The 13776-nt window shown below is 50.7% G+C and carries 9 protein-coding genes and 1 tRNA gene; 3 read left to right on the forward strand and 7 right to left on the reverse strand.

Translation table 11 applies throughout. The features are described 5' to 3' along the window. From HOK28_21845 to HOK28_21865, 5 genes are all read right to left on the reverse strand, one after another. Nucleotides 1-1146: sodium-translocating pyrophosphatase (locus tag HOK28_21845; GenBank protein ID MBT6435751.1), on the reverse strand; the 1146-nt coding region annotated here is incomplete at its 3' end. Nucleotides 1147-1165: 19 nt separating this feature from the next. After that, the gene (locus tag HOK28_21850) at nucleotides 1166-1732 is read right to left on the reverse strand and encodes an aminoacyl-tRNA hydrolase (GenBank protein MBT6435752.1); all 567 of its coding nucleotides are present in this window, start codon (nucleotides 1730-1732) and stop codon (nucleotides 1166-1168) included. A 28-nt stretch (nucleotides 1733-1760) separates the two neighbouring features. After that, a complete protein-coding gene (locus HOK28_21855) occupies nucleotides 1761-2351 on the reverse strand; it encodes a 50S ribosomal protein L25 (GenBank protein MBT6435753.1) in 591 nt (196 codons plus the stop codon). Nucleotides 2352-2382: 31 nt separating this feature from the next. Continuing rightward, on the reverse strand, nucleotides 2383-3336 hold the full coding sequence (locus HOK28_21860) for a ribose-phosphate pyrophosphokinase (GenBank protein ID MBT6435754.1): 954 nt from the start codon (nucleotides 3334-3336) through the stop codon (nucleotides 2383-2385). A 40-nt stretch (nucleotides 3337-3376) separates the two neighbouring features. Continuing rightward, nucleotides 3377-3452, reverse strand: a tRNA-Gln gene (locus HOK28_21865). A gap of 275 nt (nucleotides 3453-3727) precedes the next feature. On the opposite strand from HOK28_21865, the gene HOK28_21870 reads away from it, so the two are divergent. Together HOK28_21870 and ggt are read left to right on the forward strand one after the other, a co-directional pair. After that, nucleotides 3728-4414, forward strand: coding sequence for a PilZ domain-containing protein (locus HOK28_21870; protein MBT6435755.1), 687 nt, complete (start codon nucleotides 3728-3730; stop codon nucleotides 4412-4414). 144 nt (nucleotides 4415-4558) lie between these two features. Further along, a complete protein-coding gene (gene ggt / locus HOK28_21875) occupies nucleotides 4559-6304 on the forward strand; it encodes a gamma-glutamyltransferase (protein ID MBT6435756.1) in 1746 nt (581 codons plus the stop codon). A 76-nt stretch (nucleotides 6305-6380) separates the two neighbouring features. Here the strand turns inward: ggt and HOK28_21880 are convergent, their stop codons facing one another. Next, nucleotides 6381-10235: a hypothetical protein gene (locus tag HOK28_21880; GenBank protein MBT6435757.1), complete on the reverse strand. Its 3855-nt coding sequence runs from the start codon at nucleotides 10233-10235 to the stop codon at nucleotides 6381-6383. Between the two features lie 170 nt (nucleotides 10236-10405). Beyond that, nucleotides 10406-11977, reverse strand: a complete 1572-nt coding sequence (locus tag HOK28_21885; protein MBT6435758.1) for a methyl-accepting chemotaxis protein — start codon at nucleotides 11975-11977, stop codon at nucleotides 10406-10408. A 416-nt stretch (nucleotides 11978-12393) separates the two neighbouring features. Here HOK28_21885 and HOK28_21890 point away from each other — a divergent pair, with 416 nt between their 5' ends. Beyond that, on the forward strand, nucleotides 12394-13773 hold the full coding sequence (locus HOK28_21890) for a hypothetical protein (protein MBT6435759.1): 1380 nt from the start codon (nucleotides 12394-12396) through the stop codon (nucleotides 13771-13773). Nucleotides 13774-13776 lie beyond the last annotated feature (3 nt).

Consider the following 13776-nt stretch of genomic DNA (forward strand, 5'->3'; position numbering starts at 1 on the left):
GTCAGATGTGTAGTACTCAGTGATTTTACCGATAAGTACACCTGCTACCAAACCAGCGACAATCGCTGAGAAGATTCCAGTTGCAGTGTATTCCACTATACCAGAAGCGGCGAACTCAACCACACCAGTAGGCAGAAGCTGCTGAGTGAGGAACCAAGTTGCGATAATCATCAGAGTAGATGAAATGTACATTCCCATATCGAGAGCGTGCTGTGGGTTACCGCCTTCTTTTACCTTCACAAAGAAAGTACCGATAACGGAAACCAAAATTCCAACCGCTGCGACAACGAGCGGGAAGAAAATTGCAGCGCGTTGTGCGTTTAAGGCATCGCCCTCTACGCCTGTGCCCTGGAGGCTTGCCCATGCAGCGGCCGCAAGTGCCATAGCCGCAATGATCGAGCCAACATAGGATTCGAAAAGGTCAGCACCCATTCCTGCAACATCACCTACGTTGTCACCAACGTTATCAGCGATAACTGCTGGGTTACGTGGATCATCTTCAGGAATACCTGCTTCAACTTTACCAACAAGGTCGGCGCCAACATCAGCTGCCTTGGTAAAGATTCCGCCGCCTACGCGTGCGAAGAGTGCGATAGACGAAGCGCCCATTGAGAAGCCGCTTACGACAGCAACAATTCGCTGCCAATCGCCGCTGATGCCGCCTACAGTTGTTTCACTCAAAAGAAGGGTCAAACCTGCTACGCCGCAAACACCGAGACCAACAACGCTCATGCCCATGACGGTTCCGCCAGAGAATGCTACGCCGAGTGCCTCAGAAAGACCGGTGCGCGCTGCGTTGGTAGTACGAACATTCGCTGAAGTTGCAATGCGCATACCGAAGTAGCCTGCGAGTGCAGAGCAAATTGCGCCTAGAATAAACGCTACAGCTACCAACCAGTGAGAGCTTGCGCTTCCGTTGTTTGCTACACCTAGCAATACGGCTACCACGAGAGCAAAAACGGCCAAGATGCGGTATTCGCGATTCAAGAACGCCATTGCGCCGTCACGAATGTGGCCAGAGATTTCACGCATTTTGTCTGTACCGACATCATGCTTGTTAACCCAGTTAGACTTCACCAATGCGAAAATCAGGGCGATAACACCTGCAACAGGTGTAAAAAAGAAGAGCTGTTGAGCTAAAGACACGTTGGTCTCCTCCAGTTGTTTATTTCGAACTTCCGTTGAATCGACTCATGGCTTCTTTCACACCATGTTCGATAATCAACTCCACGGCACTTGCCGCATCCTCGATTGATTCGTCAATGAGTTGCCGAGTTTTCTTGTCGAAAGGGGCCAGAACATGATCTGCACCTCTTTCAACCTTCGGGGGCTTTCCTATACCAAGCCGAACCCGATGAAAATCTCTTCCAAGGTGATCAATGATTGATCTCAACCCGTTATGACCACCATGGCCACCACTTGTCTTGATCTTCACCGTACCTGGGTCGAAGTCGAGTTCGTCGTGTATAACGATCAAACTCGACGGCTCCTCTTTATAGAATCGCAACTGAGGTCCTACTGAGTCGCCGCTTAAGTTCATAAACGTTTGCGGCTTACTGAGAAGAACCTCTTCTCCTGCGATTCTCCCTTTGGCAATCTCACCTTTTTTCCAAGCTTTATAAACTGGGTACCGGTGTCGATTTGCCAACAGATCCACCACATCAAAGCCAACGTTGTGCTTTGTCCCGTCATATTTTTTTCCCGGGTTACCGAGACCAACGACTAGGAACATGGTGTGACCTGTTTAAGAGGTAGGGATCTTACTTGTCTTCTTCGGCTTTAACTCGGCCTGCCTTAGGAGCAACAACCATTGCAACCGCATGGTTGTCATCAGCTGTTGGCGTAACACCTTCAGGTAGGTCCAAGTTTTCCAAGCAAATTGACTCGCTTAGGTCCAAATGGCTTGTCTCGATAGTGAGTGAATCAGGAATCTTGCCTGGCAAGCCCGTAAGCATCACTGCTCGGCGAAGACCGCGGAATGTACCGCCCTTTACAACACCTTGAGGACGTCCTGTGAACTCAAGAGGTACTGAAAGGCTGACAGGTGCATTTACGTCTACGCTCCAAAAATCTACATGAAGTAGCTTGTTGCGAAATGCATCTACCTGAACGTCTTGGATCAGTGCAGGAATTTTTTCGCCGCCTTCAATATCGATGAAATACAAGTGACTCAGACCGTAATGCAGTCGAGACTTTGCAAATTCCTTTGGATCAATGCTGAAATAAACGGGCTCACGTCCCTTGCCATAGGCGATTGCTGGAGCTTGACCAGCTAGACGTAACTTTCGTGCTCCGCTTTTGCCGGCTGGCTCACGTGAGGTTGCTTTAAATGTATCAAGAATTTCGGACATAACGTCACTCCTCTGCAATCAATTCCTGCCCTTAAACAAAGAGAGAACTGACAGACTCTCCTAAATGAATGCGCCGCAAAGCTTTAGCCAACAGCGGGGCAATAGACAGAACTTCGATTTTTCCGCACGCTTTCGCTTCTTCACTAAGCGGAATCGTGTCGGTTACAATTAACTTTTCAATGGGTGAATCAACCAAGCGCTCAATCGCTGGACCACTGAGAACGGGGTGTGTCGAATATGCTAGAACTCGGCGGGCACCCTTATCTTTTAAGGCGCGAGATGCTTCGGTAAGTGTACCGGCAGTATCCACCATGTCGTCGAGTAAGATGGCATCGAGACCTTCTACTTCACCGACAATGTTCATAATTTTTGCGATATTGGCCTTTGGACGACGTTTATCGATGATCGCAAGGCCCATTCCGAGAACCTTGGCATAGGAGCGAGCACGCTCAACACCACCAGCATCTGGGGAAACAATGACCGCTTCATCGAGATTCTCGAATTCCTCTCGCATGTGACCGAGTAAAACTGGCTTAGCGAATAGGTGATCGAATGGAATATCAAAAAAGCCTTGAATCTGGCCGGCGTGTAAATCAACCGACAAAACCCGTGAAGCACCTGCCGCAGAAAGAAGATCGGCAACCAATTTTGATGTGATCGGTGTTCGCGGTGCAACTTTGCGATCTTGGCGGGCATACCCATAGTAAGGAATGACTGCGCAGATGGTTTTTGCAGAGGCTCGCTTCAGAGCATCGATCGTAATCAAGAGCTCCATGAGGTTTTCGTTGGCTGGTGTACAAGTCGATTGAACGATGTAAACGTCTGAATTTCGGACGTTTTCTCCAACTTCAACGTACATTTCCCCGTCGGAAAAACGCATCGAACGCATCGCCCCAAGCGGGACATCCAGTAGTTCAGAGATCTTGCGGGCTAGGTCCGGATTAGACGTACCTGCAAAAACCTTGATGCTCTGCTCATTGGCCATGGCGTGTTGATCCTCGATCTCCGAGATAGGTAAAAAAGAATGGTTGGGGTACTAGGACTCGAACCTAGGAATGCCGATACCAAAAACCGGTGCCTTACCAACTTGGCGATACCCCACCAAACCTACCTGAATTCATAATGAAATCAGGACCTTAGAGTTGCGCTAAACAGATTCCTAAGATTTGCATCTCGAAATCTATCGGAGACGGGAATGCCTCTTGCGCTACTCGCTGCGCGCATTTAACAACAACTTCGAAAGCTGTCAACGAAATTGGAATCGAGAAAAGCCGGTGTTTCGAAGTAGTTAGGGCAAATTTTACCGGATGCCGATCAACCGAGGGGAAATTAGGGCGGCCTCGACCAACACCACCTGCTTATGTAATAGTGTCGTCATGTCTATTTCCTACATGGTAGTGGCCGATCCTGTGCCTGAGGTCGCCAACAGAATTGCGGCAGATTGTGGCAGATTAACCGAGCACACCATCGTTACGACCACCGGTGACGACACCATCAAGGCGATCAAACGCTATAAACCACAGATTGTTATTCTCTCCTTAGAGCTTCAATCGCCCTCAATTACCGAGGTTGCCGCGACGATTCGGAAGAAAGTGCGACGCTGCGTGGCCATTGGTACCTACCGAGAGCTCTCCATCCCGACCATCGAAAAGCTCAAGAAGGAAAATGTTGTTGAATTTGTGGCACAACCGGCCAAACGGTCAGAGATATTTCGAATTGTGGCCAGAAGATGCGGTGTTCAGACCCGGGTTCATCCTCGATTCGAGGCCAGCATCGAGGTTCACCGTGCTGACGGGGTACTCATTGGCAAGACTCGGAATCTCTCACGAGAAGGTATGTTGATCCGCACAATCCATCCGGCCGTCGTCAATCAGTCACTTTTCGTAAAACTCAGCCTCCCCACACAGGAATTGAGGCTTCGATGCAGAATTCTCGACGCAGAACCAACCTCTGGCGGTGGAACCATCGCTCGAGCCATGTTTGAACAGGTACGCGGGCCGGAGCGAATGACCCTTTTTCGCTACATTGACCACTTGGATCATAAAGGCCGTGAACTGCGTTAGAGACGAAGCTTCCGAGTTAGCCTCTCACCGGCTATGTAAATTTCAAATCAAAGAACGTTAACTTCCGGCCTAGACCATGCTTGATGAGTATCGGTGCTTGCATTAATGGGTTGCAGGCACATGAATGCCCCCGGGAGCTTGACCATGAAAAAATCTGTCTTCGTACTCATTGTAACCATCAGTCATTTCATAGCTTCGCTTAGCTTGGCCGCGCCCAGTGCGGGTCACGCCGGAATGGTCGTCAGCGCTCACCCGATGGCGACCCAAGCTGGTGTTGAGATCTTACGCGGCGGCGGCAATGCAGCAGATGCGGCAGCAGCAGTGGCCTTTGTTCTCGCAGTCGTTGAGCCCTACTCATCAGGCATTGGTGGGGGCGGATTTGCACTGCTTAAAAACAACAACGACATCCGCTTCTTGGATTTTCGCGAAGTAGCGCCCAAACAAGCCACGCGAGACATGTATATTCGAGACGGTAAAGCAGACACCAAACTCTCGCGGGACGGTATCCTATCCGTTGCGGTGCCCGGCGCTGTTGCCGGCTATCTTGAGCTCCAGGAGCAATACGGAAAACTAAGTCGTCAGGATGTTCTCAAACGCGCCATCGAATATGCCCTCGATGGTTTCGCCGTAACCACGCGCTACCAAAACTATGCAAAGAAACGTTTAACCCAGCTTCGCAAAGACCCAGAAATCAGCCGTATCTTTTTGGTCAAAGATAAAAACGGCGAATACCAAGCGCCAGCCATTGGCCATGTTGTCAAACAGCCCGAGCTTGCTCAAACGCTTTCCTTAATTTCAAAAGACGGAGCGTCTGCTTTTTATAAGGGCAGTCTTGCCGACGCGCTGGCAGCAGATATGAAAGCCCGTGGGGGTATCGTCTCAAAACAAGACTTAGAAACTTTTAAAATTAGATACCGTGAACCTTTAGTTGGCTCTTACCGGGGGCATGCATTGGTTTCGTCTCCGCCTCCATCGTCTGGCGGCCAAATTATTTTGAGCCTGCTTAATGTGATGGAGCAAAGGTCGGTGAGTAAGTCGTACCGCAGCGTGGACAGCCTTCACCTTTATATCGAAGCCAGTAAGCGAGTGTTCGCAGACCGCGCTCTCCTGGGCGACCCTCACTACCTTTCATACCTTCCCGGACTCATTCCACATCTCATCGCTAAAGACCGCGGTCCTCTTTTACTAGAAGCCATTGAACCCACCGCCACTCCAGCTACAAGCATCGCCCCTGCTCAAGGCAGCGCATTGCCTATCGATGTGCCACGTACACAAGGGGCAAGTCACTCGGCCGGGATGGATACCACCCATTTAAGCGTGGTGGATAAAGACGGGAATGCTGTGGGTATGACCACAACCGTGAATTACAGCTGGGGCTCGTGCATCGTTGCCAAAGGCACAGGCATGATTTGGAACGATGAAATGGATGATTTCGCGGCAGCTCCAGGGGTGCCCAATGCTTACGGAATCGTGGGAAGCCATGCAAACGCGGTTGAGCCTGGTAAGGTCCCGCTCTCAAGCATGTCGCCCACATTTGTTTTCCAAAAAGACTCGCTCACGAGCCCGCTTCAAATGGTGATTGGCTCACCCGGCGGCTCACGTATCCCAACAACTGTTGCTCAGGCCATCATGCACGTGGTCGATCACGGTGCTAACGCACAAGAGGCCATCAGTATTGGGCGTATTCACCATCAGCACCTTCCTGATTTGGTCTTCGTCGAAGACTTCGCATTGGAAGAGGCAACACTCAAAGCACTCGAAGCCAAAGGTCACACCCTTAAGCTTGGAGGTCGGTGGAGCAACGCAACCATTATCACCATCGATCCCAAAACGAATATTCGCTACGGCGCAGCCGACCCCAGAGGAGTAGGCACCGCTCTCGCAGAATAAAGCCCTAAGCCTTGAAGCAAAAAAAAGCCCACCCAGTCCGAGGACCAGGTGGGCTTTAATTGTTTAATCTCAGAAATTACGGAACGACATCAACCAATGGGTTGCCTGTGCCGCCTCCTATGGTGTTAACCTCAACGCTTTTACCTTCGCTCGCGATAAACGATGTAATCTGACTCCAAGCTTCTTGGCGAAGCTCTTCGTTTGCCGCATTACATGCGAGGTCCAGCTCTGCCACGCCGCAAGCATTGGTTACACAGCCAAAGTACGGAGCAAGAAACGTTGCATGAACGCCCCAGCTGTCGTCGGTGTTCAAGCGTGTAATAGCTCGAACCGGACTATCTCCGTCGGGATCGTGGTTTGTTGCAATACGGTCTAGCCCGAGCTGCTTAGCCAAGACACTGCTGCCCGCCAACGGCCGCTTAGCAACCTCGGCTGGGAAGAAGTCATCGTCTTCAATCTCAACAATCAAGAGCGCTTGATGGTCATCTAAGTGCTCGGTGAAGTTGATTGGATCCACTTGATCCAAAGCAGTTTGAAGAACAGCAAAGAATGATTCCCAGAGTGGGGTATCAGGGTCTAAACCAGCGGCTGCTTTCAGCCCGTCCACCAAGAGTGGGCGTACTGTATCAGAATACTCGAAAGAGTAAGCAAGCGCGCCCGAAGGAGCAGCCATCGCTACCTGAGAAATCCCTGGCTCCATGGTTGCTGCTACAAAACCGAGTGCAGCGCCCACACCGTGGCCTGTGACAGAGATGCGTGAAGCATCAAACATCGGCACGCCAACGTTCCAAGCCGTTAATGCCGTAGTGATATCACCCGTTGCTCCCGAAAGAGCCGTGAGTGAATCGAGGGCACCTTGAGCAGCTGCCAATAGGCTATAAGCTGGACCAATCACTGTCTCTGGGTCAACGGGGTTTTCAGCATCGGCAACTTCCGCCGCGAATAAAGCAACACTTCCTGCCGCATTACCAACTGCTGTGACTAAATCACTGGCCGCTGTTGCCGCGGCACCCAAAGGTGCCAAGAGCGCAGGGTCTGTACAACTACCCAAGCGGAAGTCCACAATAGCGGCCGATGCGGCCGCCCCAGTTGATGCATAGGTGGCAAGAGCAGTATCCACTGCCGCAGAAGCACCGGCCACTGTCTGTGAACCGGTATCCACGTCTTGAAGCTGGAGGGCAAGGTTCGCAATCAAACCGTCCCAGCCCGCTTCACCTAAATCCATAACCGCTTGGGCTTGGTTATAGGCTGTTGCAGCCGTGATGTACGTAGCCAACAATGAGTCCCGCGTACCTGCCGAAATATTACCCGTGTTGGGGCCCAAACAAGCAACCTCGCCTGGAGCGCAACCTACTGTGGTGATTCCGCCCAAAGCTGCCAGAGCATCAACGCCGCCGCCAAGCGAACCCACGCCTTGTCGAAAATCGGGGACGTATGCGCCGCCCTCAAATGTTGCGATATAATTTTCCAGCTGCGGTCCCATAGCCTGAGCAGAGGCCAAGATGGACGCCGCGTAGCCTGTCCAATCACCGTTGCTGATATCTGCAGTGGCCGCAGCAACTGCCGCTGCTGCATTATCCGATGCTGCCTGCAGCGCTTCATCCGCTGTGGTCGCAGTGCCAAGTGCCGCCGCAACATCTTCTTCCGTAACGTTTGGTACGCTGTAGGGATCTACGGCTCCTGGAATCCCAAGACTCCAAGCACCCGATGGGCTTAAGTTACCACCCGCTCCCGAAATTAAACTGAGTGTCGCCGTAACATTTGCGCTGATAGTCGCAGCATTCACTTGTCCACAGCTGTTCAGGTACTCTTCCGAAACCTGACCGGAAATAGTCAGTGCCTTAATCGCATCGTAAAGAAGACCAGAGGTCGGAACTTCCGCGTTTTCATGGTTCAGTTCAGTGGTTGCAATAACTGCTCCCGCCGAAGCACCGGCTGCAGTTAAATCGCCAACGATGGATTCAACCGTGCCGCCATTCGGGCCCAACAAGCCTCCCTGATCTGAAATCAATAAAGCCGGGATACCCGTGGTAATCAGAGGTCCACATGACGGAATCGAACTACCTGCGGGCATACAACCGTCAGGAATCAGAGGAACAGTCGATAATTGAACACCTAAGCCGTAAAGAGTACCTGACCAAGTATCCGTGATCGTCGGGATGGATTTAGCCGCCACCATAATATCGACAACAGACTGACGCATGCCATCTCGAAGCGAAAGCATCGCGGCCGGGTTGAAAAAGTGTGAACCCGTTGCATCAGCAATTCCATCAGGCCCGTTCTCGGCACCTTCCACTGGAAAGTTCGCTGTACGATCTACGCCGAGCGTTCGCTCCCGTACGGTGTCACGTACATCGTTAAACCATGGCATCAACTGATAGAGTCCCAAGCCGGTTTGCTCGTCACCCGTATCACCACCCGCTGTGTAAACAGCGTCGCCGTCAGAATCTACAGAGCAAGTACATGACTTCGCTGTATAGCTCGCCGGTGCATCAGCCGAAAAAGCGTAAAGGGCATCAACAGCGCCCTCGCAACCAGGTTGGCCTGCGCTTGCCGACATTTTATCGATACCGTGAAGCGGTAAATCCATCGCAAATCCTGCGATGCACTTCTTCGATACGATGTCGGAGATGGCAAACATATTCCAACGTGCTTGAGTCATCGTGTGTACAAACATATTCACGGGCCAGCCATCAGCAGGCTTCGTACAGCCAGAAGTATCGTTAGGTACAGTCATGAAAAATGGGATCGTCTCAGTACCTTGTTGCTCAGGTCCGTACCCACCGCCTAGATAGTAAAATCGCGTCGGGAAGTTTCCTTGGTAACCTCTCCAGCGACCCGAAATAGCCGGGCAGGCTGCCGTGCCATCATTTCCTTCTGTCTCAAAGTGACATGGCTCGCTGTTCGGGCTGATGTAGTAAGGAACATCGAGGGTTCCCATAAAGACATCGCCTTCGCCTGTACCGAGCGTCAGAGAAGTTGTCACACGTGCACCAGTCGCATCGATGGTTGGCCCAATTCGAACATCTCCGGGCTGCAGGCTTGCTGCAACGGCTTCGAGCATGGTGGAGATGGACTGCGTGGTAAAGCCGAAAGTCATGACCATCTTCTCGGTCGGGACGCCCGTTGCCGTACGAATCGCTGTCTCAAAAGAAGAGTTGATTTGACGAAGTGGCTCTAATGCCGCTGCTTGTTCATCGCCAAGCGACCCTACTGCACCCTCGACGTGTTCGACGATGGTATGACCATTTTCATCGAGGAGAGGAGTTTGGCTTTTGCTCACGCCGTAGATGAGGTCATATACCGCGCGGCTACCGTCTGGCGACCGGATGTCGTTTGTAACCATAACCAAGTAAGCAGTTTCAGGCTTAAGAGGTGCTGTGGGATTAACGGAAACACCGTCGTAAACAAAATCATCCGCAGTACCTTCTTCGCCATCTGGCCCTACATTCACTGCGGTGAAGACAGAAGTTGTATACTCCCCAACCTTACCTAAAAGCGCATCAGGAGCGTCCAACTCGCGAACAACTTTGGTTGCGTAGAGAAAGAAGCTAAAGAGTTCAACTTCAAACACTCGGATGCTGTCGCCTGCGATAACGGTGCTTTCATCAACAACACCGCTAAACGATAGCGTCATCGGTTGCATGGTCGAGAAGCCGTCCAAACTATTTAGAACCACTTGCGGGTCACCGTAATCATCTGGATTCGAGACAGGTATATTAATCGTTCCGTCGGCCGTACCGCTGAACACAAGATTCGACGGGTAAGGCAGAATACCCGCCAGTGGATCATAGTTTGCTATGAGCCGCTCTGGTGGAGCGTTACCGTATTGCTGGTTTAACTCTTCCGCCGTTGGCGATTCGTTAATTAAGAAACAGCCAGTGCTCGTAAAAGCGAAAGTTAGTAGAGTCGCAAGGCCAAGTTTGCGCATCAGAATCCCCCTGAATATTAATGCAATCTAGTTGCCCTTGGAGCCCCCGAGAAAAACAGTTGTCCCCCGCAACCACTCCAAGTGACGATAAGAATAGCCGCAATCAAAGGTCACAGCAATTATCATACAATATTCTTGGGACACTTTTTTAGGGGAGTTGGAGGACGGAATCAGTCCTCGTAACGAAATTGACCGATCAGTCCTTGAAGCTCGCCCGCCATCATTGAAAGATCAGCTGCAGCTTCTTCCGTGTGCCGAGCACCACCGGCGGTAGCGTCGGTAGTCGTTGCAACGGCAGTAATGTGCCGAGCAATCTCTCCAGAACCACCGGCAGCATCCGACACGCTGCGTCGAATGTGACTCATCGTGACACTTTGTTCTTCAACCGCGCCGGCAATCCCAACTTGTAAGTCGTTGATCTGCTCGATGATCTGCGTAATTTCGGCGATCGCTTCAACCGATGCCGTGGCTTCTTCTTGAATTGCTAAAATCTTACCGCTGATCTCACTTGTCGCCTTGGCTGTTTCTTTGGCCAAATCTTTAACTTCTGTGGCAACAACAGCAAAACCTTTACCTGCGTCACCTGCCCGCGCCGCTTCAATGGTTGCGTTAAGTGCCAAGAGATTCGTTTGCTCAGCGATGGCGTTAATCACCTTCGTGATCTTACCAATGTCTGCGCTGCTGCGACCAAGCTTTGCAACGGTCTCGTTGGTACTCATCGATACGGTCACAGCTTCTCTGGCAACACTTGCTGCTTTGTTAGCGTTCAGAGCAATTTCATCAATGCTGGCGCTCATTTCGTCCACGCCGCTTGCCGCTGTTTGAGCATCCTGGCTCACCTGGTTTGCGGAGCTTGCTACATCTGAAGCTTTGGAAGATGCATCTTTTGCACTGTTGGTCATTTGCAGCGCATTCGAGGCCATCTCTTGTGCGGAGTGCGTAAGCGTTTCAGTCGTTTCCCCTACACTGGAAATGATCACCTGCAGCTTTTGCACAAACTCATTGATCCAGCTGGCCAATTCACCCACTTCATCACTGGAAGCAACACGAATACGCTTGGTAAGATCACCCTCGCCTTCTGCAATATCGCGAACCCGCGAGACCATCATGCGCAGCGGGCCCGTGACATATTTACCCATCACGTGAACCAAAATACCAAAAGCGACTAGAACCATAACAATAAAGACGGACAATCCGACTTGGCGGCTGCTTGCTGAGGCGTCAGCCAAACTCTCAAGCTCTGAATCAAGATCACTCGCGAGACCATCGGCCAGTTTGCGTAATTTATCCGCGATCGCTGTCCAATTTTCTCGGACCGGGGCCAACGCTTCCAAGTCTACGTCTTCTACGTCGGCCAAAGGCGCAGCAATCTGCTCTTCGATCTGAGGTGATAACTCGTTGATATTTATAACAATTTCTTTAGCGAGCTTTTGGCGAGCCTGGGACAATCCACCGCCTTTACCCATCTTTTTAAGCTGAGAGAGAACCTCATCAGAAAACTCGACCCCACCGGCCAAGGCGTCCTCGTCTCCAGCCATGACAGCATCTTCGTAGCCCCGGATAGCCTTGCCGTAAGTAACTGTTATACCCTCGGCAAGCCGAAACGCCGGAAAAACAGCGTCACGGGTATCGGCGATACGCATCTCGTTGCGAAGCCCAAGCCCATAACTCACGGCAGTATTTACAAGGTATCCTAAAAACAAGACCCCAATGCTCAACCATATTTTGGTGGTAATACGCACCGAACCACTCCTTCGAGCTGTTATCAAAAACAGGCCAGTCAGTTCAGTTAACCTCACAAAAATGGGTGCAAAGTCCTAACAGCCTGATCCCATTGTGCCGGGATCTTCGTAGAAGTCGAATTTTTGGATCGTTTCGGCACCCGTTTTATCGGCTCCCCGAAACTGTAAGTAGATATATTCCGCATACCCACAAAACTCATTTAACAAATTTCTAGCGTCACCATCCTGAGATCAGTATATTTATTGTCCCATGGGGAAGTTTGGGACTTCTCCAGGGACGGTCTTGTAGGGGGACACTTTCATTTAAAAAAAAATCACGCCGAGGCTGACTTTTGGTTTGGGGTGATTGGCTATTGAATGATGTGTCAATTCGAGATCGTAAACTAATAAGATCCTAACCGGGGAGGATTCTCTCGATGACCCAGAAAAGGACATGCATGCTTCGGAGGCGTAAACGCTTCCGGGCCAGTCTTTGGGGTCCCTTGGCTGCTCTCATCGTAACGATGGGCGCCAGTCCTGGACAAGCTCAGGATGTCGACATCCACGGCTTTTTCAGTCAGGGTTACCTCAAGTCCACAGGCAACAACTTTCTTAACCAAAGCACCAAAGGTGACTTTGAGTTTGCGGAAGTTGGCTTGAACTTTGGTACTCAAGTTACCGATGATTTGCGTTTTGGTATTCAACTATACGCGCGAAGCTTAGGTGACATTGGTAAGTTCATGCCAGCGATTGACTGGGCCTTTCTTGATTATAACATCACAGATTGGTTCAACATCCGCGCGGGTCGAGTGAAGCAGCCGTACGGGCTCTTCGGAGAATATCAAGATTTGGACTTAACACGGGCAACGGTTATTTTACCGCAGTCCGTTTACTTCCTTGGTATTCGAGACCTTTTGGTTAACTACAACGGTGTTCAAGCCTACGGTAACCTTGACCTTGAAGATTGGTACTTAGGTAACTTCGATTATCAATTAAGCCTTGGTGCGGTTATGGGAGCTCCGGTTGATGGAGATGAAAGCTCGATGAAAGCTTTCTTCGAAAACGACGGGTACAACTCCTACACCAAAACTTACGCCGTTGAATACCGGAACATTGATAACTCTCTCTACGCAGGCTTGGCGCTTCAATGGAACACTCCATTTGAAGAGCTTACAGACTACGATTGGGGCTCGCTTGTACTTAAGGTAACCTTCTCCTTCTATGAAGCGACGGTTGACCTGAAGGCCAGTGATAACCTCGTCGATGAGCTTAAGCTTATTGGGGTTGTCGATAATAACTATGACGGAAATCTTGTCATGGAAGTTCCGTATCTACTCTTCTGGGTTGGTTCACTTGAATACACCTACGAAAACTTTGTTTTCACGGCAGAGTATACGCGGTACTTCGGAAAGTTTAAGTCCACAGCCAACGAAGCTGGGACTGTTCCTAACAGCTTTCTAAACCAAGAATCATTCTATGTGCAGGCATCCTATCGCTTCAGCGATTGGCTGCAGATGGCTACATACTTATCCATTCAGTACGACCCAGATTGCCGAGACGGCTTGAACGGTTCAAACTGCGGAGATTATGCGCCTGACCTGCAAAATAACCCAGAACAACTGCAACCACGTCACGATGCATGGCAAAAAGATCTTGCTGTTTCATTGCGCTTCGACGTGAACGACTACTGGCTCATCAAACTTGAAGCACACTTCATTGATGGTACAGCCAGAGCCTACGAAACTATGAACCCTGAACAAGAATCGCTAGAGCGGTATTGGACCATGTTTGGTGCCAAGACCACTCTGACATTCTGATGC

The sequence above is a fragment of the Deltaproteobacteria bacterium genome, assembly GCA_018668695.1.
Taxonomy (GTDB): domain Bacteria; phylum Myxococcota; class XYA12-FULL-58-9; order XYA12-FULL-58-9; family JABJBS01; genus JABJBS01.

Bases quoted from the DNA above. Each gene is read 5' to 3' on its own strand.
- HOK28_21850 (MBT6435752.1), bottom strand. From the start codon at position 1,732: ATGTTCCTAGTCGTTGGTCTCGGTAACCCGGGAAAAAAATATGACGGG.
- HOK28_21855 (MBT6435753.1), bottom strand. From the start codon at position 2,351: ATGTCCGAAATTCTTGATACATTTAAAGCAACCTCACGTGAGCCAGCC.
- HOK28_21860 (MBT6435754.1), bottom strand. From the start codon at position 3,336: ATGGCCAATGAGCAGAGCATCAAGGTTTTTGCAGGTACGTCTAATCCG.
- HOK28_21870 (MBT6435755.1), top strand. From the start codon at position 3,728: ATGTCTATTTCCTACATGGTAGTGGCCGATCCTGTGCCTGAGGTCGCC.
- ggt (MBT6435756.1), top strand. From the start codon at position 4,559: ATGAAAAAATCTGTCTTCGTACTCATTGTAACCATCAGTCATTTCATA.
- HOK28_21880 (MBT6435757.1), bottom strand. From the start codon at position 10,235: ATGCGCAAACTTGGCCTTGCGACTCTACTAACTTTCGCTTTTACGAGC.
- HOK28_21890 (MBT6435759.1), top strand. From the start codon at position 12,394: ATGACCCAGAAAAGGACATGCATGCTTCGGAGGCGTAAACGCTTCCGG.